The organism is Novosphingobium humi (assembly GCF_028607105.1).
GTDB lineage: Bacteria > Pseudomonadota > Alphaproteobacteria > Sphingomonadales > Sphingomonadaceae > Novosphingobium > Novosphingobium humi.
This window is the reverse complement of sequence record NZ_CP117417.1, coordinates 2,936,466-2,959,701: the sequence shown is the minus strand read 5'-3', so window position 1 is coordinate 2,959,701 and position 23,236 is coordinate 2,936,466. Positions and strand designations below refer to the sequence as shown.

The 23,236-nt window shown below is 63.6% G+C and carries 23 protein-coding genes; 5 read left to right on the top strand and 18 right to left on the bottom strand.

The features are described 5' to 3' along the window. Window positions 1–35: 35 nt before the first annotated feature. The 4 genes from PQ457_RS13935 to pedF form a co-directional block, all read right to left on the bottom strand. Window positions 36–692 (bottom strand): response regulator, encoded by a 657-nt coding sequence (locus PQ457_RS13935; RefSeq protein WP_273617403.1) that lies wholly within the window; start codon window positions 690–692, stop codon window positions 36–38. 77 nt (window positions 693–769) lie between these two features. Beyond that, complete coding sequence (locus PQ457_RS13930; protein WP_273617402.1) at window positions 770–2,515, bottom strand: methanol/ethanol family PQQ-dependent dehydrogenase; 1,746 nt, start codon at window positions 2,513–2,515, stop codon at window positions 770–772. A gap of 158 nt (window positions 2,516–2,673) precedes the next feature. Then, the gene (locus PQ457_RS13925; RefSeq protein WP_273617401.1) at window positions 2,674–3,549 is read right to left on the bottom strand and encodes a substrate-binding periplasmic protein; all 876 of its coding nucleotides are present in this window, start codon (window positions 3,547–3,549) and stop codon (window positions 2,674–2,676) included. Window positions 3,550–3,597: 48 nt separating this feature from the next. Then, window positions 3,598–4,008, bottom strand: a complete 411-nt coding sequence (gene pedF / locus PQ457_RS13920) for a cytochrome c-550 PedF (RefSeq protein WP_273619338.1) — start codon at window positions 4,006–4,008, stop codon at window positions 3,598–3,600. 198 nt (window positions 4,009–4,206) lie between these two features. Here pedF and PQ457_RS13915 point away from each other — a divergent pair, with 198 nt between their 5' ends. Beyond that, window positions 4,207–5,199 (top strand): PQQ-dependent catabolism-associated beta-propeller protein, encoded by a 993-nt coding sequence (locus PQ457_RS13915; protein WP_273617400.1) that lies wholly within the window; start codon window positions 4,207–4,209, stop codon window positions 5,197–5,199. A gap of 139 nt (window positions 5,200–5,338) precedes the next feature. Further along, entirely contained in the window at window positions 5,339–6,721 is a 1,383-nt protein-coding gene (locus tag PQ457_RS13910; RefSeq protein ID WP_273617399.1) for a porin, read from the top strand. Window positions 6,722–6,880: 159 nt separating this feature from the next. Here PQ457_RS13910 and PQ457_RS13905 read toward each other — a convergent pair whose 3' ends face one another. From PQ457_RS13905 to PQ457_RS13895, 3 genes are all read right to left on the bottom strand, one after another. Further along, on the bottom strand, window positions 6,881–7,264 hold the full coding sequence (locus PQ457_RS13905; protein ID WP_273617398.1) for a c-type cytochrome: 384 nt from the start codon (window positions 7,262–7,264) through the stop codon (window positions 6,881–6,883). 185 nt (window positions 7,265–7,449) lie between these two features. Continuing rightward, a complete protein-coding gene (locus tag PQ457_RS13900; RefSeq protein ID WP_273617397.1) occupies window positions 7,450–8,592 on the bottom strand; it encodes a pyridoxal phosphate-dependent aminotransferase in 1,143 nt (380 codons plus the stop codon). A gap of 36 nt (window positions 8,593–8,628) precedes the next feature. Further along, window positions 8,629–9,897: an MFS transporter gene (locus tag PQ457_RS13895; protein ID WP_273619337.1), complete on the bottom strand. Its 1,269-nt coding sequence runs from the start codon at window positions 9,895–9,897 to the stop codon at window positions 8,629–8,631. A 262-nt stretch (window positions 9,898–10,159) separates the two neighbouring features. Here PQ457_RS13895 and PQ457_RS13890 point away from each other — a divergent pair, with 262 nt between their 5' ends. Further along, entirely contained in the window at window positions 10,160–11,119 is a 960-nt protein-coding gene (locus PQ457_RS13890; RefSeq protein WP_273617396.1) for a bile acid:sodium symporter family protein, read from the top strand. 37 nt (window positions 11,120–11,156) lie between these two features. On the opposite strand, the gene PQ457_RS13885 is transcribed toward PQ457_RS13890, so the two are convergent. Then, window positions 11,157–12,110, bottom strand: coding sequence for an SDR family oxidoreductase (locus PQ457_RS13885; protein WP_273617395.1), 954 nt, complete (start codon window positions 12,108–12,110; stop codon window positions 11,157–11,159). 26 nt (window positions 12,111–12,136) lie between these two features. Then, window positions 12,137–13,015, bottom strand: coding sequence for a beta-keto acid cleavage family enzyme (locus PQ457_RS13880; protein ID WP_273617394.1), 879 nt, complete (start codon window positions 13,013–13,015; stop codon window positions 12,137–12,139). 186 nt (window positions 13,016–13,201) lie between these two features. On the opposite strand from PQ457_RS13880, the gene PQ457_RS13875 reads away from it, so the two are divergent. Further along, on the top strand, window positions 13,202–14,023 hold the full coding sequence (locus PQ457_RS13875; RefSeq protein WP_273617393.1) for a helix-turn-helix transcriptional regulator: 822 nt from the start codon (window positions 13,202–13,204) through the stop codon (window positions 14,021–14,023). A 36-nt stretch (window positions 14,024–14,059) separates the two neighbouring features. On the opposite strand, the gene PQ457_RS13870 is transcribed toward PQ457_RS13875, so the two are convergent. Genes PQ457_RS13870 through PQ457_RS13860 form a run of 3 tightly spaced genes read right to left on the bottom strand, consistent with a single transcriptional unit; the run spans window position 14,060 to window position 17,183 of the window. Next, on the bottom strand, window positions 14,060–15,487 hold the full coding sequence (locus tag PQ457_RS13870; protein WP_273617392.1) for an aldehyde dehydrogenase family protein: 1,428 nt from the start codon (window positions 15,485–15,487) through the stop codon (window positions 14,060–14,062). A gap of 17 nt (window positions 15,488–15,504) precedes the next feature. Then, window positions 15,505–16,335, bottom strand: a complete 831-nt coding sequence (locus PQ457_RS13865) for a glutathione S-transferase family protein (protein ID WP_273617391.1) — start codon at window positions 16,333–16,335, stop codon at window positions 15,505–15,507. After that, complete coding sequence (locus tag PQ457_RS13860; protein WP_273617390.1) at window positions 16,332–17,183, bottom strand: beta-etherase; 852 nt, start codon at window positions 17,181–17,183, stop codon at window positions 16,332–16,334. The genes PQ457_RS13865 and PQ457_RS13860 overlap by 4 nt, the downstream gene beginning before the upstream one ends. A 255-nt stretch (window positions 17,184–17,438) precedes the next feature. Between PQ457_RS13860 and PQ457_RS13855 the strand changes: the two genes are divergently transcribed. Continuing rightward, on the top strand, window positions 17,439–18,098 hold the full coding sequence (locus tag PQ457_RS13855; RefSeq protein WP_273617389.1) for a glutathione S-transferase family protein: 660 nt from the start codon (window positions 17,439–17,441) through the stop codon (window positions 18,096–18,098). Here the strand turns inward: PQ457_RS13855 and PQ457_RS13850 are convergent. The 6 genes from PQ457_RS13850 to PQ457_RS13825 form a co-directional block, all read right to left on the bottom strand. Continuing rightward, entirely contained in the window at window positions 18,095–18,301 is a 207-nt protein-coding gene (locus tag PQ457_RS13850) for a hypothetical protein (RefSeq protein ID WP_273617388.1), read from the bottom strand. The two genes, PQ457_RS13855 and PQ457_RS13850, sit on opposite strands and share 4 nt — an antisense overlap. After that, window positions 18,301–19,077 (bottom strand): SDR family NAD(P)-dependent oxidoreductase, encoded by a 777-nt coding sequence (locus tag PQ457_RS13845; RefSeq protein ID WP_273617387.1) that lies wholly within the window; start codon window positions 19,075–19,077, stop codon window positions 18,301–18,303. Before PQ457_RS13845 ends, PQ457_RS13850 begins: the two co-directional genes overlap by 1 nt. A gap of 67 nt (window positions 19,078–19,144) precedes the next feature. Beyond that, window positions 19,145–19,570, bottom strand: coding sequence for a MerR family transcriptional regulator (locus PQ457_RS13840; RefSeq protein WP_273619336.1), 426 nt, complete (start codon window positions 19,568–19,570; stop codon window positions 19,145–19,147). 72 nt (window positions 19,571–19,642) lie between these two features. Then, a complete protein-coding gene (locus PQ457_RS13835; protein ID WP_273617386.1) occupies window positions 19,643–21,313 on the bottom strand; it encodes a long-chain-fatty-acid--CoA ligase in 1,671 nt (556 codons plus the stop codon). 37 nt (window positions 21,314–21,350) lie between these two features. After that, entirely contained in the window at window positions 21,351–22,652 is a 1,302-nt protein-coding gene (locus PQ457_RS13830) for an OmpP1/FadL family transporter (RefSeq protein WP_273617385.1), read from the bottom strand. A 31-nt stretch (window positions 22,653–22,683) separates the two neighbouring features. Further along, entirely contained in the window at window positions 22,684–23,088 is a 405-nt protein-coding gene (locus PQ457_RS13825; protein ID WP_273617384.1) for a DUF2147 domain-containing protein, read from the bottom strand. Window positions 23,089–23,236: the final 148 nt, after the last annotated feature.

Below are 23,236 nucleotides of genomic sequence, written 5' to 3'. Positions count from 1 at the left end.
GGGGCGAACCGAAGCTTTCGGCGGCCCCGGAGCGATCAGCCCGGAAAATTGACCCGATTGGCCAGAATCACCGCCTGCGTGCGGCTGAACACATTCAGTTTTTGCAGGATGGCCGAGACATGCGCCTTCACCGTCGTCATCGAGACGTCGAGTTCATAGGCGATCTGCTTGTTCAGCCGGCCCGAGACGAGCAGGCCCAGCACAACCTTCTGTTGGGGCGTCAGCGTGGCGATCTTTTGGCGGATCGCGGTTTCCTCGCCGGTGGCCGCTTCCTCGGCAAAGTCGAAATCGGGGACATAGATCTCGCCGGCCAGCACCTGACGCAGCGCCTCGACGATCTGATCGCGTTTCAGGCTTTTGGGGATGAACCCGGCGGCCCCCGCCGAAAGCGCCTCGCGCACCGCCGAACCGTCCAGCGTGCCCGACACCATCACCACCGGCACGGCGGGATGTTCCTCGCGCAGGCCCTGCAGGGCGGAAAAGCGCTTCGCATCGGGGATATTGAGATCGAGCAGCACCAGATCGACATCGGCATGACCGGCCAGCGCCTCGCGCGCCTCGGCATAATTGGCGGCCTCCAGAATGCTGCACTGGGCAAAGCATCCTTCAAGGAGGGTCCGCATGCCATCGCGCACCAGCGCGTGGTCATCAACGATCAGGATGCTGTCGGGCGTTGCCATACTGATCAGCATATCTCTCTGATGGTACATCGGCGTCAATTCCAAAGATGAGCGGCGCGGGATTTTGTGGTCCCGCGCCGCACCTCTCATCAGTCCTTGGGCAGCTTGAACACCCAGAGCGAACCGCCCTGGCTGATTTCCTTGAAGGTCTTGGCGACCTCGCCGCCCCACAGCGGCACCGCGCCGCCCCAGCCCGACATCACCGCCACATATTGCTCGCCGTCCTGTTCCCAGGTGATGGGCGAGCCGACCACGCCCGAGCCGGTCTGGAACTTCCACAGTTCCTCGCCCGTCTTGGCGTTGAAGGCCTTGAGGTAACCTTCAGGCGTGCCGGTGAACACCAGGTTGCCCGCCGTGGTCAGAACGCCGCCCCACAGCGGAGCCTTGTTCTTGTATTCCCAGACGATCTTGCCGGTCTTGGGGTCCATCGCGCGCAGGGCGCCGATGTGGTCCTCGGCAATCGGCTTGATGGTGAAGCCCGCGCCCAGATAGGCCGAACCCTTCTTATAGGCGATGGGTTCGTTCCAGATGTCCATGCCCCAGTCGTTGGACGGCACATAGAACAGGCCGGTGTCCTTGGAATAGGCCATCGGCATCCAGTTCTTGCCGCCAAGGAAGGAGGGCGAGGAGAACACGACCTTGCCCTTTTCGGTGCCGTTGGGGGCGCCGGGGCGGCCATCGGCGGTATAGTTGGGGCGGCCGGTCTTGAGGTTGATGCCGTCGGCCCATGTGGTCTGCATCACGAACTTGCTGGCATTGATCAGCTTGCCGTTGGTGCGGTCGATCACATAGAAATAGCCGTTGCGGTCGGCCTTGGCGCCCAGCTTCATCGCCTTGCCGTTGATCGTGGTGTCAAAGGGGATGAATTCGTTCACACCGTCAAAGTCCCAGCCGTCATGCGGCGTGGTCTGATAGTGCCACTTGATCACGCCCGTGTCGGGGTCGATCGCCAGCGTCGAGGAGGTGTAGAGGTTGTCGCCGGGACGCAGGTGGCTGTTCCAGGGGCCGGGGTTGCCGGTGCCGAAAAACAGCAGGTTGGTTTCCGGGTCATAGGTGCCGCCCAGCCAGGTGGCGCCGCCGCCCGTCTTGTACATGTCGCCGGGCCATGTGGCGTTAAGCTTGCCGGTCATGCCGTTGGGCTGGCCGTTGAGCGTGCCCATGTGGCCTTCGATGGTCGGACGGCTCCAGATCAGTTCGCCGGTGTCGACATTGCGCGCCTGCACTTCGCCGATGATGCCGAATTCACCGCCCGAATTGCCGGTGATCACCATGTCCTTGACGATCAGCGGCGCGGCGGTCGCCGAATAGCCGGCCTGATAATCCGAGGTGGTCTTGTTCCAGATCACCTTGCCGGTGTGGCGGTTGAGCGCGATCAGGTGGGCATCGAGCGTGGCGAAGATGATCTTGTCGCCATGGATGGCCGCGCCGCGGTTGACCACGTCGCAGCAGGGCATGATGCCATCGGGCAGGCGGGCCGAATATTCCCACTTCTTTTCGCCGGTATGCGCGTCAAAGGCGAAAACCCGCGAATAGGAACCGGTGACATAGATCGTGCCGTCATAGACCAGCGGCTGCGATTCCTGCCCGCGCTGCTTTTCATCGCCAAGCGAGGCGACAAAGGCAGGCACCAGCTTCTTGACGTTGTCGGCATTGAGCTTGGCGAGCGAGCTGAAGCGCTGGCCCTGTGGTCCAAGACCGTTGGTCAGAACGTCGCCGGGCGTGGCCGCGTCGTTCAAAAGATCCTGGCTGGTGGGGCCTGCGGCCATCAGCGGCGTGGCTGCGGCAATGCCCAATGCTGCAAAGGACGCGACATAGCGCGAAATTCTGCCCTTCATCTCGACTCTCCTGTTGTCATTAATTGTCGGCTTTCGGGTCTTGGCTGCCGCGCCCGTCGCGCGCTTCTCCCCCGTGGTCTCCAGCCTATCGGCCCCCTGCTGCGCAGCAATTGGACCTTAGGCCAAGCTCAGAAATCCTTTGCGATCCCTCTTATGTATCAGGCCGAAAGGGCGGGGCGCCATTCGACGCCATAGGTGGCGAAAATCGCCTTCATCTGACCATCGGCGCTCATTTTGCCGATGATTCCCTCGACCGTGTCGCCCAGCGAACGGCTGTTCTCCTTGACCGCCATGCCGATGTCCCATCCCGGCGACATCATCGCCTCGAGCGCGCGTTTGCGCGCTTTGATGGCGGGGTTTTTCATGTCGAATATCGCGGACTCGACCTCGGCTTTCGTCGCCACGGCGACATCGGCCTGTCCCGTGCCCAGCGCCAGAACCGCGTCATGGCCGGTGTTGAAATGCGTGACGCTCGATCGCAGCGTGCCGCCAAAGCTGGAGAGCAGATAGATGTCGGGAATGGTGGCGATGGCCGCGGCCATGCGCCGCCCGCGATATTGCGGGGCGGGCACTTCGCAGTCGCTCTGTTCCGGCCCGCAGGCGGCGGCGAAACTCTCGCGGTAATAGGGGGCCAGAATCGCGCATTGGTCGTTTTCGACCATCAATTGCCGATCAAACGGCACATGCATCATGATATCGGCCGGTTTGAAACCCAGCAGGCCCCCGCGCCACACCGCATTGCGCAGGTCGGTGGCCATGTCATCGCCTGCGGTAAACTCCTCAATATCGAGCTTTACCCCCAGCGTCCTGGCAATCGCCCCGGCCAGATCGACATCGATCCCGCGCAGGTTGGTGCTGTTGTCCGGTTCTGCCCAGGACCAAGGGCGGTTGTGCTTGTACACCGCCACCCGCAGCACGCCCAATTCGCGCACCTTGGCCAAAGGCGCGGCCGACAGCGGCAGGGGGGCGGCCAATGCAGCAAGCCCTCCCGCCAGAAACGCCCTGCGCCCGATGCCGGTTGCCTGCTTGCCCATATGCCGCCCTCTTCCCGTATTTATTTTTTAATATCAATCGTCAAAAAATCAGTCATCGGTGTGGCGCGTTTCCAGCCAGCTGCGGATCGCCCAACCGGCCTTTTGGCCCAGCGCTTCGCCAAAGGGGGGCATGTACACTTTGCCATCGCGGCTCGACCCATGCTGGAAACGCTGAACGAACCATTCGTCGCCCGAATCGCCCAGTTCAAGGTAGCGCAGATCCGGCGCGATCCCGCCCGAAATCGCATCCAGACCATGGCAGCGCGCGCAGTTCTGGCCAAAGGCCGATTTGCCGATTTCGGCGGCCTTGGCATTGCCGCGATAGGGATTATGCGTCACCCACTTGTCGCCGATATCGGGCAAGGCGCTGGTGTCGACCGGCTGGGGCGTAACGTCGCCATGAGCGGCAAGGCGCGTGCCCACACTGGTGACGGCCAGCAGCGTGGCGGCGGCAAGCATCGTCTGGGCGCGCGTCATGCGCGTGAAAAATCCGGACATGATCAGATCTTCCTCTCTTCTTTCTCACCACAAGGCGGTGCCGAGGTGCCGGGCCCGCGTCTTTTGATTTCCGTGATGCGAGTTTATGATCCCCACGATCAGGTCTGTATTGGACCTTGGTGCTATTCATGGTCTGATACGGGGGGATATGCTGCCATCATGACAAAGCAAACTGCGCAGAAATACGCGATTCCCGCCCTGCTTATTGCCATTTTGGGCAATACGCTGATCCCCGCTGCGGCCCTGGCTCAAACTGCCTATGTTTCCAACGAAAGAGGCAACTCGGTCAGCGTGATCGATCTGGCCGCTGGAAAGGTGGTGGCGACATGGAAAGTGGGCCAGCGCCCGCGCGGCATTGCTCTGACGCGCGATGGCGCGCGGCTGCTGGTGGCCAGCGGGCTGGACAATACGGTCGAGCTGCGCGACCGGGCTGGCGGCGCCTTGGTCGCCCATCTGCCATCGGGTCAGGACCCGGAGCAATTCTACCCCTCGCGCGATGGAAAACTGTTGTTTGTCAGCAATGAGGACGATGCGGCGGTAACGGCCATCGACCTTTCTTCGCGCGCCGTGGCGTGGCAGGTGCCGGTGGGCAAAGAGCCGGAAGGCATCACCCAAAGCCCCGACGGCAAGGTGATCGTCGTCACCAGCGAGGATGGCAAGCTGATCTCGTGGATTGACGCGGCCACCCATCAGGTGGTGGACACGACCGCGACGGCGGCCCGCCCGCGCCATGTCGAATTCACCGCCGATGGGCGCGCATTGTGGATCGCGGCGGAAATGGGCGGCGTGGTTCAAATCGCCGATCCGGCCACCCGCGCGATCACCGCGACCATCACCTTTGCCCCGCCCGGCGTCCCACCGATTCGCGTCATGCCCTGCGGCATCCGTTTCACCCCCGATGGGCGCAAGGCAATTGTCGCGCTGGGCCGGGCCAACCATATTGCCATCGTCGATGTCGCCAGCCATGCGGTCGAGGCCTATATCAAGGTGGGCCAGCGGCCATGGCATCTGGCGATCACGCCCGATGGCGGCCGCGCCATCGTGGCCAACGGCATCAGCGATGATGTCAGCATCGTGGACCTGAACACCCGCACCGTCACCGCCACGATTCCGGCGGGCGCCGGGCCGTGGGGCGTGGCGATCGCGCCCTGATGCCCTACGGGTCTGATACCTAGGGACAAGTGCGTTCTCCCAAAGTATCAGACCCGAAAGTCCAATTTCAAGAAGGCCCTTTCGAGCCGCATTCTCCCCTCACCACAGCAGATAAAGTGGATCGACAAGGGAGAGTATCATGCTCTGGAAAGTTCTGCTCGGCACCGCGAGTGCCGTGGCCATGATGGGTGTTTCGGCCCCGGCCTATGCCGGCAATTCGCAGGCATTGCTCAAGCGTCTGCATGACAAGGGCATCCTCTCGGACGCGGAATATAACGAATTGCTGAAAGAGGATGCGGCCGACGCGCCTGCGCCTGCTGCGTCAGCTCCGGTGGTGGCTGGGGACACCGCCAAATTCGTGCGCGCCACTGACAGCGGCATCGGCCTTCAGGTCGGCCCGGCCACGATCAAGTTTTCCGGCTCGGTCAACGGCTTCTATGTCTATGACAATGCGGCCAAGCCCGGCGCCAACACGACCGTCACGGGCGGCATCGCCAGCGTGGGTGGCAACACCAGCGCGGTGCGCAATGGCCTGCTTCCCGGCTTCCTGAAGGTGGACGCCACCACGACCCAGAACGGATGGGATGTGGGCGCGCATTTCGGCATGTATCCGGGCATCAACAGCGCGGCATGGGGCGCGCTGGGGGCCAACAACGGCGGTCAGCCGACCGCTCTGGCGACTGCGGGCATCGACTTTCGCGAAACCTATCTGACCATCGGCCGCAAGGGTTTTGGTGAACTGAAGATCGGCCGCGCCATCGGTCTGTTTGGTTCCGAAGCGATCCTCAATGACATCACGCTGCTTTCTTCCGGCCCGACCGGCGGCAATGCGGCGCCCGCCAACACCACGCTGGGTCGCATCGGCACCGGCTATATCTACACCGATTTCCAGCCCCAGATGACCTATACGACCCCCAGCATGGGCGGTCTGCAGGCCTCGGTGGGCGTGTTCCAGCCGCTCAATTCGCTGACGGCGGGCGCGCAGAACAATTCCAGCCCCGGTTTCCAGGGCAAGGTGACCTATGACGGCGCCTTCGATGCGGTCAAGCTCCACCTGTGGGCATCGGGCATCACGCAGGAGCACAAGTTCGTGGCCGGCGGCAGCTATACCGGGCAGGGCCTCGATGTGGGCGCACGCACGACCTATGGTCCGGTCACTCTGGTGGGCACCTATTACACCGCCAAGGGTCTGGGCACGACGGTGCTGAACCTGTTCGACACCGATGCTGCGGGCAAGCCGCGCAGCAGCGAAGGCTATTACGTGCAGGCCGCGCTGACGCAGGGCAAGTTCACCCTCGCGGGCAGCTATGGCGCCAGCTATCTCAACTATACCGACGCCGCCGACCGCGCCGCCAACCCGACGCTGGTGCGCGTGAACAGCAGCGCCGTGGGGCAACTGCGCTATGGTCTGAACAGCTGGGTGACGCTGATCGGCGAATATATCAACTCGAACGCCAAGGCGCATAACGGCAATTCGGCCACCAGCGATGCGGTGGCTCTGGGCGGCATTCTCTTCTTCTGACGGAAGCATAACTCCCAAGGAAGATCGGGCGCGCGAGGGAAGGCTCGCGCGCCCTTTTTTGTGCGCAGCATTTGGGCGTGAAAAGGGGGCACGAAAAAGGGCGGAAAGGCCCAACCCCTCCCGCCCTCTTGCATGCCCTTTCGGGCCTATCCCGCAGTCTTATTTCAACGTCTTGAGCCAGGCGATCAGTTCGGCGCGCTTGGCCGCATCCTTGATGCCGGGGAAGGCCATGGCGGTGCCGGGCACCATCTGCATGGGGCCTGCGATCCACTTGTCCAGATTGGTGTCATCCCACTTGAGGTTCGCCTTCTTGAGCGCTTCGGTGTAATTGTGCTTGCCCGTGGCGGCCTTGCGGCCATAGACGCCGAACAGGTCGGGGCCGACCTTGTCCGCGCCGCCCTTTTCCGCATTGTGGCATACGGCGCAGCGCGAGGTGAAAGTGGCGGGCGTGGGCGCGGGGGCCGCAAAGGCCGTGGTGGCAGACAGCGTGGCCGAAAGCGCGATACCGCCCAGCGCCGCAATCATGGAAATGGACTTCATCATGGCATCCTCATTCTTGGGGGGATACCAAGCCATGCCACGATGGGGCGGGGCGGGTGAATTGCACTTTGGGCCGGAATCGCGGCGCAAGTCCTCTCGCCCGGCCCTGCTGCCCTACAGGGCATACTTTATGGGTGGCAGGGCCGGGGGAGAGGGCTGATGCCGGGAAAAATCGCGGAGGCGATTTTTCAAGCAGACAAGGCACCCTGCCGGGCAAACCAGGGAATCATCCGCTCGATGGCATCGTTCACCAAAGGCGTTGAAACGGCAAAGCTGAAGCGCATGAAGCGATGGCCGTCGACCGGATCGAAATCCACCCCCGGCGCGCAGGCCACCCCGGTTTCCTGCAAGAGACGGGTGCAGAATTCCATCGAGTCATTGGTCAGATGACCAATGTCCGCCCAGATGTAAAAGGCCCCGTCGGGCGGCGCGATCCGGCCCAGACCGAGTGCGGGGAGAGCGGCCAGCATCGCCTCGCGGTTGGCGGCATAGGTGGCGATATGACCCTGCAGTTCCTCGTCGCAATCAAACGCGATCAGGCCCGCGTGCTGCGCCAAAACCGGGGGCGTCAGCATCAGATTGCTCATCCGCGCATAGGCAGCGTCGACCAGATCGTCGGGCGCCACCAGCCAGCCCAGACGCCAGCCCGGCATCGAGAAATATTTCGAGAAACTGTTGACGATGAGGGCATCGGGCGCATGGACCAGCGCCGAGACGCAAGGCCCGGTATAGGACAGGCCGTGATAGATCTCGTCCGAGATGATGCGAATGCCGCGCCGCGCACAGACCGCAGCAATCGCGGCCAGTTCATCAGGCGCGATGATCGTGCCGGTGGGGTTGGCGGGGCTGGCGATGATGACGCCGTCGGGGGCGGGGTGGATGGCTTCCAAGGCCGCCGCCGTGATCTGATAGCGCTCCGCCGCGCCGCAGGGGATTTCCAGCGCTTCCATATGCAGCGCGCGCAAGGTGTTGCGATAGGCGACATAGCCGGGCCGGGCGCAGACGATCCGCGCGCCCGGTGCAAAGGCGCTGGACAGGGCCAGCAGCAGGGCGGGCGAGGCGCCGCAGGTCAGGATCACCTGATCGGGGCGGATGGTCACGCCCTGTGTTTCGGCATAATGGCGGGCGATGCGCTCCTTCAGGGGGGCGCTTTCCCAATAGCCCTGCGCCTCGGTGTCCAGCACCTGATGCGCCTTGGCCAGCGCGGCGGCGGGCGCGCTGGTCGATGGCTGGCCATATTCCATATGGATCACGCTGCGCCCTTCGGCTGCCAGCTTGTGGGCCAGTTGGCCGATGGCCATGGCGCGGAACGGTTCGATAGGGGCGGTCATAGCGCCGCCCCTAGCAGGATCGAACGGGCTTGAAAATCAGTGCGCGGCGTTTTCGCGATGCGGCATGACCAGCAAGGCGGCGGCCGCCACCAGCGAACCGCCCGACATGGCCAGCGCCACCACCGGCAGCCCCAGCTTGGCCTCGAACAGATAGCCTGCGACAATCGGCCCGGTGGCCGCGCCCAGACGCCCCACGCCGATCACAAAGCCTGTGCCCGTGCCGCGCAGCGGGGTGGGAAAGCTCTGGGCGATCAGCGCATAGAAACCCACGATCACGCTGTTGGTGCAGAAGGACACCGCCGCTGCCGCCATCGAGAGACGCGAGAGATCAGCCGGTGACTGGCCGAACAGCACGACCAGCACCGTCGAGGCCACCATCATCACCATCAGCGTCGGACGCAGCGGCAGCCGCAGCGCCGAGAGCGAGAACAGAATGGCCCCGATCAATCCGCCGACATTGGCCCAGACCAGCACCCCGCCCGCCGCCGAGGCCGGAAAGCCCATATCGACGACAATCTTGGGCACCCATTTCAGCACGAAGTAGAAGGTGAGGATATGGGCGAAATAGGAGAGCAGCAGCAGCAGGCTGACGCTGCGCAGTTCCGGCCCGAACAGATCGGCCACGCGCGCCTTGGGAATGGAGGTGTCCACCGGCGGCAGGGCATCGACCGGCGCATGGCCAAAGGCCCGCAGCGACTTGTTGAGCTTGTCCAGCGCATTGGCCGGGCGGCGGTGCAGGATGGCGTTGATCGGCTCTGGCATCAGCAGGGGCACCAAAGGCAGCAGGATCAGCGCCAGCCCCGCGCCAAGATAGAACACATCGCGCCAATTGCCCGTCACCAGCATCTTGCTGGCAATCGTGCCGCCCACCACCGCGCCCAGCGGATAGCCCGCCGCCATCAGCGCAACGCCCGCGCTGCGCCAGCGGGTGTTGGCATATTCGGCGGCCACCGCATTGGTTGCGGCCAGCATGCCACCGATGCCCAGCCCGGTGAACAGACGGATCACCGCCAGCGAGGTGACATCCCAGGCCATGGGCGCGGCGATCATGCCCGATGCCATGATGACCAGACAGATCACCATTGTGGGAATGCGCCCCAGCCGGTCGGTCAACCGGCCCAGCAGGATCGAGCCCGCCGCCATGCCGAAGATTTCCATCGAGAGGACATAGCCCAGCACCTTGCGCTCGACATGCCATTCGGCCGCGATGCCGGGCGAGGCAAAGCTGATCGAGAGCACATCGAACCCGTCAAGGGCGTTGAGCAGCGCGCACAGGGCAATGCCCACGATCTGGCGCCAGCCCATCGGGCTGTCGGCCAGCAACCGGCGCGGATCAACAGGGTTTAGGGGCGCAGATGCCAAAGTCTTTCTCCATCCTCTCGATACCGCCTTTGTTAATGCGGATTGGACCGTTGATGCCCGTTGTCGGGCGATCCCGCAAGGGAATCGTCGCGCCCAATTGGTTATGGTTCATAGCGATATGACAGCGCGATCCCGCGTGCAAGCCGCAATCCTGCGGCAGGGGCGCCATCTTGCCCTTGGCGGCGGCAATCTCTAGGCAGGAGACATGCTTGACCGTCTCAAATCCGCCTTCGACCCTTATATTCTGGCGCTGCTCTCCACGGTGGCCCTTGCCTCGGTGCTGCCTGCGCGGGGGATGGGGGCGACCTTGTTCGACCATGCGGCGGATGCGGCCATTGTGCTGCTGTTCTTTTTGCACGGCGCCAAGCTCTCGCGCGAGGCGATTGTGGCGGGCGCGGGCCATTGGCGGCTGCATCTGGCCACGATGGGCACGACCTTTGCGCTGTTTCCCCTGCTGGGGCTGGGGCTGGCGGCCATTCCGGGGCTGCCCGCGCTGGTCGCTTCGGGGATGCTGTTCCTGACGCTCCTGCCCTCGACGGTGCAAAGCTCGATTGCCTTTACCTCGATAGCGCGGGGCAATGTGGCGGCGGCGGTCTGTTCGGCCTCCTTCTCCAATCTGGCGGGCATTTTCATCACGCCGCTGTTGGCCAGCCTGCTGATGGGCGGGTCGGGGGCCAGCATGTCGTGGGGCTCGATTGAAAAGATCGTGCTGCAACTGCTGCTGCCCTTTGCGCTGGGCCACGGATTGCGCCCGGTGATCGGCAAATTCGTTTCGCGCCACAAGGCGATGATCGGCTATGTTGATCGCGGCTCCATCCTGCTGGTGGTCTATACCGCCTTTTCCGCCGCCGTGGTCGAGGGCCTGTGGAGCCATCTGCCGCTTTGGGAACTGGGGCTGATCGCAGGGCTTTGCGTGGTCTTGCTGGCCGTGGTGCTGGGCGCCACATGGGGGCTGGGCGCGGTGCTGGGGTTTGAGCGGGCGGACCGGATCGTGCTGCTGTTCTGCGGCTCGAAGAAGTCGCTGGCCAGCGGTGTGCCGATTGCTGGCGTCCTGTTTCCGGCGGCGCAGGTGGGCGTGGTGATCCTGCCCTTGATGCTGTTTCACCAGATCCAGTTGATGGCCTGCGCGGTGATCGCGCGAGGGCTGGCGCAGGGCGAGAAGTAAAGGCCCCCACCGCGCGGGCGGGGAGGGCCTTTCCCCCTTACGCGTCCGCAGGCTGCTTGGCGCAGCGTGCCGATTGTTCGGCGAAAATCGGATTGTCGAGCAGGAAGAAGATTTCCTTGGCGCGGGCCTCGTTGATCTCCTCGTCCGGCACGCTGGCCATGATCGCGTCAAAGCGGCGCTGCATGCCGGGGCCGAATTCCGGGTGGGTCAGGATATAGAGATCGTTGCGGCGAATGCCCGCCAAAACGCGCTCGCCCACCTCGTCCTGGCTCATCCAAAGCGGCGAGACGGGGCGGGCTTCCAGCTCTTCCTCGCGCTTCAGATATCCGGTGTCCTGCTTTTTGTCTTCCGGGCGCAATTCGCCGGAATGGGCGATGTTCGACTGCACCGGGCCGGGGCAGAAGGCCGAAATGCCGATGTTGATCGCGGCCAGTTCGCCGCGCGCGGCCTCGGTGATGCCGATGATCGCCGCCTTGGCTGCCGAATAGATCGCCGAATAGGAAATCGGGATCAACCCGCTCTGCGACGATGTGGTGACGACCTGACCGCCCTCGCCATGCGCCTTGATGCGCGGCAGGATGGTGACGAGGCCATTGATGACCCCGCCAAGGTTCACCCCCATGCCCCAGTCCCAATCGTCATAGCGCGCATCCATGATCGGGCCCATCACGCCGATCCCGGCATTGCCGACCAGGATGTGGATCTTGCCGAAACGCGCCTCGGCCTTGTCGGCGGCGGCGGCGAAACCGGCGCGGTCGGTCACGTCAAGCTGGACGGTTTCCACCTGATCGTCGGCGGCCAGCGAAGCCTTGGCCTCGGCCAGCGCGCTTTCGCGAATATCGGCGATCACCACATTGGCGCCCGCCTTCACCAGCGCGCGGGCGATGCCGAGGCCGATTCCATTGGCGCCGCCGGTGATGAAGGCGGTACGTCCGCGAACGTCGGCCATGGGCGTTGCATTCTGTGCAGGCGCGGGGGGAGTGTAAGCCATGATCCTCTCCTTTGATTTCGTTTGGTTCAGTTCTTCAGGCCCAGCATCTTGCGCGCCTCGCCCGGCGTTGCCAGATCCGCGCCCAGATGGTCGATCAGTTCGACCGCCCAGTTGACCATCTCGGCATTGTTCGCCGCCTGCTTGCCCTTACGCAGATAGGTGCTGTCCTCAAACCCGGTGCGCACATGGCCGCCCAGCAGCACCGATTGCGCCGCCATGGGGAAGGAGTGGCGCTGGATGCCAAAGCCGGTGAAAGTGGCGCCGCGCGGCAATTGGTTTTTCGAATATTGCATCGCCTCGGGCGTGGCGGGCAGGCCGTATTTGGTGCCCAGCACAAAGGTATAGGGCGAATGGGCGGGCAGGGCGCCCTCGGCGATGAGGTCAGCGGCATAGACGAAATCGCCCGCTTCAAAGCACTCGATTTCCGGCAGAACGCCCGCATCCTGAATCATATGGCCCAGCCGCGTGACCATCGGCTTGAGGTTGATCGCCGCCCCGCCCCACAGGTTCATCGTGCAGATGTCGAGCGTGCACATATCCGGTTTCAGGTCGAGGATATGTTCCAGCCGCTTTTCCGCCGTGAACATCAAGGTGCCGGGGCCGGGCAGGCTGGGGTCCTCCTCGCTCTGCATCCATGTGCAGCCGGGACCCGTGGTGACGTTGAGGATCACTTCGCTGTTCTTCGCGCGGATCAGGCCGACCACCTCGCGGTAATCCTCCAGCTCGGTGCTGGGATGGCCGGTTTCGCGGTCGCGCACGTGCAGGTGGATGATCGAGGCCCCGGCGGCGGCGGCGTCCAGCGCTTCCTGCGCCACATGCTCGGGGCGGAAGGGGAAATTGGGGTGCTTGGGCAGCGGCCATGGCGAACCGGTGACGGCGCAGGTGATAAAGACCTTATCGGCCATTGAAAGTCCTCTCCTCTATGGGAACTTGGGGGGGGGAATGTTCTGATTCTTGACCTATGCCCGTCTGGCAGGTGTTGAACAGGCCTGTGTCTGTGCCATTATTGAGAGTAACAGGCAGAACAGGCTTTCGCGGCCCCCCATATAGTGTAAGGCGCGCGGAAAGAAACACGGGCAAGAGGCAAGGATATGGCGCAAAGAGAGGAACTTACCCGCTTTCTGAAAGCCGCGCGCGGGCGCTTGGCCCCCACCGATGTGGGCCTGCCCGCCGGTGAGCGCCGCCGCACGCGGGGCCTGCGCCGCGAGGAAGTGGCCACTTTGGCGGGCATGAGCGTCACATGGTACACATGGTTCGAGCAGGGGCGCGAGGTCCAGCTTTCCGCCGCGATGATCGAGCGTCTGGGCAAGGCTTTGCGTCTGGAGCCGCAGGAGCGAGAGTTCCTCTTTGCGCTGGCCCAGCACCGCCCGCCGCCGCTGACGGGCCGCGCCGATGAGGCCGTGCGCCCATCGACCCAGCAATTGATGGACAGCCTCTCGATCCCCGCGCTGGTGATCGTCGAGGATTGGACCGTGGTGGGCTGGAACGCTCTGGTGACGCAGCTTTTCCGCGATTACGCCCCGCTGCCGCGCGAAGAGCGCAACCTGTTCCGCATCCTGATGCTGAACGAACGCTATCGGGCCGACCCGGAGCGTTATCGGGAAATGGCCCGCCGTCTGGTGGCCCGTTTCAAGTGGGATTACAGCCGCACAGCCCAGCCGCAGGTGTTCGAAACGCTGATCGCCGAGATGCAGCAATCAAGCGACCTGTTCCGCGAATATTGGGAGGCCGCCGAAATCCGCAGCCATTTCGAGGATGTCAACAGCGCCACCCTGCCCGATGTGGGCGAGATCGCCTTTCACCACACGTCCTATGCGATCGAGGAAGTGCCGGGGCAGCGCCTGATCCTGTTCGCCCCCGCCGATGATGCCAGCGCGGCGAAATTGCGCCGTCTGGCCGCCGAGATGGCATAAGAAAGGGGGCGCGACCCGAGCCGCGCCCCCGCCCGATCACGCCGGAAGCGCGCCGATCACCGACTTGACCTCCAGATATTCCTCAAGGCCGAATTTGCCGAATTCGCGGCCATTGCCCGATTGCTTGTATCCGCCAAAGGGCATGTCCATCGCCAAGCCGCCCGCGTTCACATAGACCGAGCCCGCGCGGATCTTGCCCACGATGGTTTTCGCCACGGCGGGATCGCCCGCGATATAGGCGCCAAGGCCATAGGGCGTGTCATTGGCGATGGCGACCGCCTCATCCAGATCCTTGTACGGCAGGATGACCAGCACGGGGCCAAAGATTTCCTCACGCGCGATGGCCATGTCATTGGTGACATTGGCAAAGACGGTGGGACGCACGAAATAGCCCTTGTCCACGCCATCGGGGCGGCCCAGACCGCCGGTGACCAGCGTGGCGCCTTCTTCAATGCCCTTGGCGATCAGGCCCTGGATCTTGTCGAACTGCGCCTTGTTGACCACCGGGCCGATATGGCCGCCCTCGGCCAGAGGATCGCCGACGGGCTTGCCGCCGAAGATTTCGCCTGCCAGCTTGGCGGCCTCGTCATGCTGGGAAACATGGACCAGCATGCGCGTGGGCGCGACGCAGCTCTGCCCCGAATTGAGCAGCACGCCGCCGCAACCACCGGGCAGCGCCTTGTCAAGCGGCGTGCCGGGCAGGATGATGTTGGGCGATTTCCCGCCCAGTTCCTGCGTCACGCGCTTGACGGTGTCGGCGGCCGCCTTGGCCACCATGATCCCGGCGCGGGTCGATCCGGTAAAGCTGATCATGTCGATATCGGGATGGGCGGCCATCGCCGCGCCCACGCCCGGCCCGTCGCCCTGCACCAGATTGAACACGCCCGCCGGAACGCCCGCTGCAGCCAGAACCTCGGCAAAGACGGCGGCGCAGGTGGGGGCTTCTTCGGAGGGCTTGAGCACGATGGTGCAGCCCGCCGCCAGCGCCGGGGCGACCTTGGCGACGATCTGGTTCATCGGCCAGTTCCACGGCGTAATCAGGCCTACGACACCGATGGGTTCGCGCACGACCTTGTTGTCGCCGATCTTTTCCTCAAAATCATAGGCCTGCAAGGCGGCCAGCGCATTGGCCAGATGGCCCAGACCCGACCCTGCCTGCGCGGTGGAGGACGTGCTGATCGGGCAGCCCATTTCGGTGCTGATCGCCTCGGCAATATCGCCGATGCGCGTCTTATAGGCCTCGATGATGGCGCCCAGCAGGGCGATGCGCTCTTCCTTGGTGGTCTGGCTGAAGCTTTCAAAGGCGCGGCGCGCGGCGGCAACGGCGGCGTCCACGTCCGCCGCGGTGCCCAAGGTGATCTGGCCGGCAGGCCCTTCCGTGGCCGGGTTGATGACGGTGTGGGGCGTGCCGCCAATGCTGTCGACCCACTGGCCGTTGATGAAATTCTGCGGATAGTTCTTCATGGGGAGGCGTCCTTCTATCAGGCGGGAATCAGGCCAAGCTCGGCATCGCCGGCGGCGTGGCCCCATTTGTCGCGGGGGGGCATGGGGCGGGCGCTCCATGGCGGATCGAGGGTAAAGCTGGAGACTTTGCGCCCTTCCGGGATGCGGCCGTTGCCGCCGCCTTGGGCATAATCGTAATAGAGCGTCATCAATTCGCGGTGGGTATGGATTTCGGCCACGGCCGGGTAATTGAGGCACGCCTCGCGCCAGCGCAATACGCGGGTGAGGTTCTGCGGCACTGCATAATCCTCATAATATTCCAGAAACCACAGCCGCTTGAACATGGGGGCAAAGGCGACCTCGGCCCAACCGAAGCGGTCGAACAGGAAATCACCGTCCGGCGCATAATCGCGCAGGAAAGCATCGATCCGCGCATATTGCGCATCGACGTCGGCCTTCAATGCCTCGCGCTGGGCCGGGTCACGGTTGAGGATCATCCGGTATCCCGCCCCGGTGAAGGCCCCATCGGTGGCGCAGAGCATCTGTTCCACCGCATGCTCATAAGGATCGGAGCGCGCGATGCGGACGCCGGGAAAGCGGTCGTCGAAATAGCGCAGGATGACCATGCTTTCCTTGAGCACCGCGCCATTTTCCAGCTCCAGCGCGGGCAGGGCGGTGGTGCCCCGCGTTTTGCGCAGCAGCCAATCGGGGCGGGGGCGGGAAATGTCTATGTCATGATGGGCCAGCCTTTCGGCCAGCCCTTTCAGTGACAGCAGGATCTCCACCCTTTCGGAAAAGGGGCAGCCCGGAATATGATACATCCGCAAGACGCCGGAGGGCGGCTCCTGCTCGCCAGATGTGTGCATCATGCGGGCGCTTTCTCGCCCTTGCCGGTGATATGGGCGGTTTCGGCCGCCGTGCTGGCTGGGCCGGTGTTGCGCTTGACAAGACCCGCCACCAGCGAGGGTCCCTTGGCGAAGGGCTCGGGATCGCCCTCGCGCAGTTTGAGGCCGAACAGCGGGCTCATGCCCGGAATGCGGCCCAAGCCGCCGTAAAGGTCAAAACCGCGGTCGATCCAGTCGCGCAGCGGGTCGTCCTCGGTCATCGGCGGGGTGTCGGCAATGCTGGCGGCCCAGAGAAACACCGCCAGAGCGCGGTAATCGGCATAATTGGGCGTTTCCCCGCCCAGCCATTTGTGTTCGCGCAGAATGCCGCGCAGCAATTCCATTTCCGGCAAGACCTTGGGGAACACATCCTCGCGCCCCACGATCAGTTCCTCCATCGGCTTGCCCCACATGCGCAGGCGCGATTCGGTGATATACTGGATGTCATGCGGAAAGCAGCGGTCGCGGTATTGCACCGCAAAACAGCGAGCCCACGGGCCGACCACCGTCTTCCACAGCCAGGTTTCGAGGAACTGGGTCAGCACCTTGACCGAAGGATCGCCGATCAGCGTGGGCCGGTCGGGATATTTGGCATCCAGATATTCCGCGATCAGCCAGCTATCGAGCACATATTCGCCATCATCGCAGATCACCGGCAGGCGTTCGGACCGCCCGCCCGTGCGATCCAGAATGCCGGTAAAGCCCCCCGGCACCACATCCAGATCAAAACCCTTGTGTTTGAGCGCATATTTGGTGGCCCAGACGAAGGGGCTGGTGGTGCATCCGCTTTCGTGGGTCAGATCGAAAAAGGTGATCTTGTTATCCTTGGCCATGGACCGCTCCCGCTGATTTGTTTTTGGGGTGTGTTTGTATGTCTTACTGTCAATTTGGGGCAAGGTTTGGGCGCTGCCAAGGGGGAAACGAATACTATCAGCAAGAGTAACAGGATGGCGGCGCGGCCGATCCTGTCCCCTATCCTGTCACCGGCAATGATAGCGCAGGCGCTGGTCTTGTTGCCGGGACATGGGCGTGTTTGCTGCGGGCAAACGCATAAGCCAGAACATAGGCCAGAATATAAGGATGCCGCGATGCTCGAACTCTTTACCTCCGAAACGCCCAATGGCTGGAAAGTCACGATCCTGCTCGAGGAGCTGGGCGTACCCTATAAAGTCACCCCGATTTCGTTGACCAATCAGGAGCAGAAGACGCCCGAATTTCTGGCTATCAACCCCAATGGCAAGATCCCTGCGTTGGTGGACGATGGTTTTGCCGTGTTTGAATCGGGCGCGATCCTGCTCTATCTGGCTGAGAAATTCGGGCGCTTCATCCCCGCCGACGCGCAGGGGCGCAGCCGCGCGATCCAGTGGGTGATGTGGCAGGTTTCCGGCCTCGGTCCGATGATGGGGCAGGCGACGGTGTTCAACCGCTATTTCCCCGAAAAGCTGCCCTCGGTGATCGAGCGCTATACGCGCGAAAGCCGCCGTCTGCTGGGCGTGCTGGATGCGGCGCTGGAGGGGCGCGATTATCTGGTGGGCGACTATTCGATTGCCGACATCGCCTGCTTCCCATGGGTGCGCGGGCACGAATGGGCCGGGGTCACGCTTGATGGCCTGCCCAATATCGCGCGCTGGATGGCGGCGATTGGCGCGCGGCCTGCGGTTCAGCGCGGTCTGCTGATACCCACTCCGCCCACCGCCGAGGAAATGGCGGCCAAGACCACCACGCAGGGCAAGGCAATTCTGGCCTAATAGCCCTCGAACAGGTCGAGGAAGGCCACCACGTCATTGTCGGTGGCGATGAACAGGCCTTCCTGCACCTCAGTTGGCTGCTGCTCGGCGATGCGCATGGCTTCGCTGAGCGGGCCATAAAACAGCGTGGTGGCCGCGCCGCCCTCCGGCCCGCCATCGAGATGATAGAGGCGGACCGAAGCATCCTGAAACGTGGTGCGCATTATTTGCGCGCCATGGCAAAGGGGCTGAAAGCCTGCGCCACGGGCATGATCTCGATCGTGTTGACGTTGAGATGTTCGGGCAGGCGCAGCACCGCCTCGACCGTCTGGGCCACATCATCGGCCGAGAGCGGCTTCATCCCCGCATAGACGGCGGCGGCCTTGTCCTTGTCGCCGCCAAAGCGGACCTGCGAAAATTCGGTTTCGCAGGCGCCCGGCTCCAGCGATGTGACCTTGATCGGGGTGCCCAGCAGATCGGCGCGCAGGCCCAGCGAGAACTGACGCACAAAGGCCTTGGTGCCGCCATAGACATTGCCGCCCGGATAGGGATAGGTGGCCGCCACGCTGGAAACATTGATGACATGGCCGCGCCCGCGCTCCACCATGCCGGGCAGAACCGCGCGGGCGATGCGCACCACGCCGGAGATGTTGGTCTCGATCATGGTTTCCCATTCGTCCAGATCGGCCGTGTGCGCCGGACCCAGACCCAGCGCGAGGCCGGCATTGTTGAACAGGATGTCGATCCCGGCAAAGTCATCGGGCAGGGCGGCCAGCAGCTTCTCGCCGCAGTCCTTTTCCGTCACGTCCAGCTCGATGGTCAGCAGGCGGTCGGTGCCTGCCTCTGCGGCCAGTTCGGCCAAACGCTCGCGCCGCCGCCCGGTGGCGATCACCCGCGCCCCGCCCGCCAGCAACCGCAGCGCCACCGCCTGGCCAAAGCCAGAGGTCGCCCCCGTCACCAAGGCGATGTGGTTTTCGGCCCAATTGGCGGTGTCACTCATGGTCGGCTCCTGCTGCGTTGCAATATAGGCGCAGGAGATAGGGGCGGGATCGGCGAGCAGCAAGCCTTTACCCGCCCGCCGCCGCGATCTCGGCCAGCGTTTCAGCTTCCAGCTTTTTCAATTCGGCCACGGTTTCCTCAATCGCCGCCCTTTGCCGCGCCAGCAGTTTCAGCCTTTCGCGGATGCGGCGCAGCAGCAGCTTGGATTGCTCGACATGCTCGGGGTCGGCATCATAAAGGTCGAGGAACTCGCTGATCTCGCGGATGGTGAAGCCCAGCCGCTTGCCGCGCAGGATCAATTGCATCCGCGCCACCTCGCGCCTTGCATAGATGCGCGTGTTGCCCACCCGCCGCGGCTCGATCAGCCCCTTGTCCTCGTAAAAGCGCAAGGTGCGGTGGGTGACGCCCAGCATCCCGGCGACCTCCTGAATCCCCATCAGGTCGCGGTTTTTGCCAGTGTCCTCCAGCCCCGTCTCCTCCTGTTTCGCGTCCATCTCACTATCCCCCATCGGCCTATTCGACCAAAATGTTGCGCTTTTCGCAAGGGGCCAGAAGGCCAAAGGATATCAGGGCTGACCCTCGCGTTTGCGGCGCTCCTCCTCCACCAGTTCCTTTTTCGACAATTTGCCCACCAGCGTGCGCGGCAGATGGTCGCGGATCTCGATCTCCTTGGGGATCTCGATCTTGTTGAGATAGTCGCCAAGGAAGGCCAGCAATTCCTGCGGCGTGGCCGTCATCCCGGCGTGCAGCTTGATGAACAATTTGGGGCTTTGCCCGCGATAGGCGTCGGGAATGCCGATGGCGATGGCTTCCTCGACCGCAGGGTGGTGATAGGCGGCATCCTCGATCACGCGCGGATAGACGTTAAAGCCCCCGCACAGGATGACATCCTTCATCCGGTCGACCAGGAAGAGATAGCCCTCATCATCGAGATAGCCGATGTCGCCTGTGCGCAGCGCGCCATCGACAAAGGTCTTTTCGGTGTCCTCCGGCCGGTTCCAATAGCCCTTCATCACCTGCGGCCCGCGCGCGCAGACTTCGCCGCGCTCGCCGATGGGCAGGATTTCGCCACTTTCCGGGTTGCGGATCTCGATGATCGTGGCCGGAAAGGCCGGGCCGCAGCTATTGGCCTTGATCCGCCCGTTGATCGGGTTGCAGGTGATGATGGGGCTGGCCTCCGACAGGCCATAGCCCTCGGTGATGATCGCGCCCGTCAGCTTTTCAAACGCCTGACGCACGTCCAGCGGAAGCGGCGCCCCGCCCGAAACGCAGGCCGAGAGATGCGACAGGTCGGGCGCTTCGCCCGGCGCCACGTCATTGTTCATCGCCACCCAGATCGTGGGCACGCCAAAGATGATCGTGGGCCGCGTCCGCTTGATCGTGCCCAGCATCTGTTTCAGGTCAAATCGGGCCAGCAGCACGATTTGCGCCGCGATCTCGACCGAAAAGTTCAAGACCGTGGTCAGCGCAAAGACATGGAACATCGGCAGCACGCCCAGCACGCGCTCCTGCTCGGACGGATCATGGCCCATATGCATCAGCATCTGCGCCGAATTGGCGGTCAGATTGGCATGGCTGAGCATCGCGCCCTTGGGCGTGCCGGTGGTGCCCCCGGTATATTGCAGCACGGCCAGATCATGGGGATCGCGCTCGATGGCGGGCATATCGCCCTTGCGCTCGATCAGGCGGAAGAAGCCGATATGCAGATCATCCTCGGAATAGCGCGCATGTTCGCGCCGTTTGAGCACCCGCCAGCCCAAGGATTGCAGCGTGGGCAGGATAGGGGCGAGCGGACACATCACGATCTTTTCAATGCCCGCCGCCGGGCCGACCTCGCGCACCTTGGCATAGATGCTGGCCACATCGGGCACGGCAATCATCCGCGCCCCGGAATCGCGGATCAGGTGATCCATCTCACGCGGGGTATACATCGGGTTGAGATTGACGATCACCGCCCCGATTTTGAGCGCGGCAAAATACATGACCACGAAATAAGGCGTGTTGGGCAGGCACAGCGCAAAGCGATCCCCCTTGCGCAGGCCCAGCGCGTAAAGCCCTCGCGCCGCCCGGTCGGCCAGACGCCCAACCTCGCCATAGGTCCATGTGCGGCCCAGAAAGTCGAGCGCGATCCTTTCGGCGTGATGCTCAACCGCCTTGTCCAGCAGATCGGTGATCAGCCGCGCCTGCGGCATCCACCCTTTCTGCCCAAAGGTCTTGGCATCATCCGTTGCAATCATCGCTCGCCCTTTCTGTTCTTTTATCGGTATGTCTGCGTCAGAGGGTCAATCGACCGCCCAGCGCCAGGATGAACACATGCGCCGAATTGACCGTGCCGTTCATCAGGATCGGCGTTTGCGCGGCCGTGCCGACATAGGCCGCCGTGGTGCGGTTGATCGGCCCGCTGTCCAGCGTCAGGTAATTGACGCCGACATCGACCGCGAAACGCTTCGTCATCTGATGCGTGGCGCCCATGGCAAAGACCCAGCGGTTGGTGTCGGGCACGCGCGCGTCGCGCTCGGTGTTGCGCACCGGGGTCAGATCGCGCGCCACGCCGCTGCGCAGCGTCCAGCGCGGCGAGACAGCCACATCCACGCCCACCGCATAGCTCCAGCTGTCGCGGTAATTTTCGGGGATCGCGGTGTTATAGGGCGCGGCCAGACGGATCGCGTCAAACTTCGACCATCCGCTGGCGGTGGCCTGCGCGTTCAGCGTGATCGCCGGGGTCACGGCATAGCGGACGCCGAAAATCGCCTGCCATGGCGTGCTGAAGGATGCCGAGGTGTTGACCGTGCCATTGTTGGCCGCCAGCGGCCCCAGCAGGCCCGCCACTGTCACCGAACCATTGAGCGTATGCTTGACCGAAGACTTGTAGCTGGCGCCGATGCTGACCGGCCCGCGCTGAAGCTGGAAACCGGCCGACCAGCCCATGTCCCAGCCGTTGCCCGACAATTTCTGCGACCCATCGGCCAGCAGGGGCGAGAGATTGGGCAGGGCATTGCCCAGTTCGGCCTTGGCATATTCGATATTGGCGGCTGCACCGATGCGCAGACCGGGCAGCACCTCGATGGCGATGCCGGGCTGAATGTCGATGGTGCGCAGCGATGTGCGCAGCCCCGAATAGCGCGCCCAGCTGGTGGTGGGATAATCGGTGGTGAAATTATACGGCGCGGTGATGGCCAGCCCCAGCGCCACCTTGTCGGTCAGGCCATAGGAGATCGCGCCGGTCGGCACGACGCCGTTTTCGATGGGGTTGCTGTTCACCTGATCGCCGCCCACGGGCGCGGGGGCCTGACCGGGACGCACGATGATCGTGTTCACATTGGTCATCTTGGCGCTTGGCAGGATCGCGCTGGCCCCGGCGTGGATGGTGATGCCCTTTTGCCCGGCGATCGCCGCCGGATTCCACCACAGCGACTCAGGGCCGGTATCGGCCACCTCGCCCGAATAGGCGCGGCCCGTGGCCTTGGGGCTTTGTTCGACGATATAGAAGCCGCTGGCCATCGCCTGCGCCGGGATCAGACCCAGCAGCAGCGCGGAAACCTTGGCGGCACGGGAAAATTTGCGAACCGAAGTCATATTTTGCCTCCCCTTCATGGGATTGTTGCGGTCAGCGCAAGCGCTTCCAGGTCTGGCTCTTGCACAAAGGCCAGACGATGCAACCCTTTACCTTGAGCGTGTCACGGTCGATCATGGTCAGCGTGGCCTGATAGGTGCCGCCATCGTCGCCATTATAGATCGTGCCGCCCGCCCATTCGCCGCTCTTGGCATGAAACCCCTGAAGGATCGTCAGGCCTTTGAGCATGCGGTCGCGCTGGGCGGCGTCCTTGTTCCTGATGTCGCGCAATTGCGGATTGGTGCGCAGCGCATCGGATTCCACCAGCCGCCCGCAGATCGATGGCCCGCAGGCGGCAATTTCCACCACGCCATGCTTTGTCTCGGTCTGCCACCGGCCCAGCGCATCCTGAGGCGATGGCGCGGCGGCGGCCGCCAATATCCCTAACAGGGCAATCATCCTTTCGGCTCCTTCTCCTGACCGGCGCCCTGGGGGAAACCCCAATTGCGCGGGGCCGCAGGCGTTGGGGTGCTTTGCTGCACTCTGGTCCTTGCGGCGAATCAGTGTATGCCCGAAAAATTGGTTGACGTATAGGGAAAGTTCGGCA

Bases quoted from the DNA above. Each gene is read 5' to 3' on its own strand.
- PQ457_RS13935 (WP_273617403.1), bottom strand. From the start codon at position 692: ATGCTGATCAGTATGGCAACGCCCGACAGCATCCTGATCGTTGATGAC.
- PQ457_RS13930 (WP_273617402.1), bottom strand. From the start codon at position 2,515: ATGAAGGGCAGAATTTCGCGCTATGTCGCGTCCTTTGCAGCATTGGGC.
- PQ457_RS13925 (WP_273617401.1), bottom strand. From the start codon at position 3,549: ATGGGCAAGCAGGCAACCGGCATCGGGCGCAGGGCGTTTCTGGCGGGA.
- pedF (WP_273619338.1), bottom strand. From the start codon at position 4,008: ATGCTTGCCGCCGCCACGCTGCTGGCCGTCACCAGTGTGGGCACGCGC.
- PQ457_RS13915 (WP_273617400.1), top strand. From the start codon at position 4,207: ATGACAAAGCAAACTGCGCAGAAATACGCGATTCCCGCCCTGCTTATT.
- PQ457_RS13910 (WP_273617399.1), top strand. From the start codon at position 5,339: ATGCTCTGGAAAGTTCTGCTCGGCACCGCGAGTGCCGTGGCCATGATG.
- PQ457_RS13905 (WP_273617398.1), bottom strand. From the start codon at position 7,264: ATGATGAAGTCCATTTCCATGATTGCGGCGCTGGGCGGTATCGCGCTT.
- PQ457_RS13900 (WP_273617397.1), bottom strand. From the start codon at position 8,592: ATGACCGCCCCTATCGAACCGTTCCGCGCCATGGCCATCGGCCAACTG.
- PQ457_RS13895 (WP_273619337.1), bottom strand. From the start codon at position 9,897: ATGGGCTGGCGCCAGATCGTGGGCATTGCCCTGTGCGCGCTGCTCAAC.
- PQ457_RS13890 (WP_273617396.1), top strand. From the start codon at position 10,160: ATGCTTGACCGTCTCAAATCCGCCTTCGACCCTTATATTCTGGCGCTG.
- PQ457_RS13885 (WP_273617395.1), bottom strand. From the start codon at position 12,110: ATGGCTTACACTCCCCCCGCGCCTGCACAGAATGCAACGCCCATGGCC.
- PQ457_RS13880 (WP_273617394.1), bottom strand. From the start codon at position 13,015: ATGGCCGATAAGGTCTTTATCACCTGCGCCGTCACCGGTTCGCCATGG.
- PQ457_RS13875 (WP_273617393.1), top strand. From the start codon at position 13,202: ATGGCGCAAAGAGAGGAACTTACCCGCTTTCTGAAAGCCGCGCGCGGG.
- PQ457_RS13870 (WP_273617392.1), bottom strand. From the start codon at position 15,487: ATGAAGAACTATCCGCAGAATTTCATCAACGGCCAGTGGGTCGACAGC.
- PQ457_RS13865 (WP_273617391.1), bottom strand. From the start codon at position 16,335: ATGATGCACACATCTGGCGAGCAGGAGCCGCCCTCCGGCGTCTTGCGG.
- PQ457_RS13860 (WP_273617390.1), bottom strand. From the start codon at position 17,183: ATGGCCAAGGATAACAAGATCACCTTTTTCGATCTGACCCACGAAAGC.
- PQ457_RS13855 (WP_273617389.1), top strand. From the start codon at position 17,439: ATGCTCGAACTCTTTACCTCCGAAACGCCCAATGGCTGGAAAGTCACG.
- PQ457_RS13850 (WP_273617388.1), bottom strand. From the start codon at position 18,301: ATGCGCACCACGTTTCAGGATGCTTCGGTCCGCCTCTATCATCTCGAT.
- PQ457_RS13845 (WP_273617387.1), bottom strand. From the start codon at position 19,077: ATGAGTGACACCGCCAATTGGGCCGAAAACCACATCGCCTTGGTGACG.
- PQ457_RS13840 (WP_273619336.1), bottom strand. From the start codon at position 19,570: ATGGACGCGAAACAGGAGGAGACGGGGCTGGAGGACACTGGCAAAAAC.
- PQ457_RS13835 (WP_273617386.1), bottom strand. From the start codon at position 21,313: ATGATTGCAACGGATGATGCCAAGACCTTTGGGCAGAAAGGGTGGATG.
- PQ457_RS13830 (WP_273617385.1), bottom strand. From the start codon at position 22,652: ATGACTTCGGTTCGCAAATTTTCCCGTGCCGCCAAGGTTTCCGCGCTG.
- PQ457_RS13825 (WP_273617384.1), bottom strand. From the start codon at position 23,088: ATGATTGCCCTGTTAGGGATATTGGCGGCCGCCGCCGCGCCATCGCCT.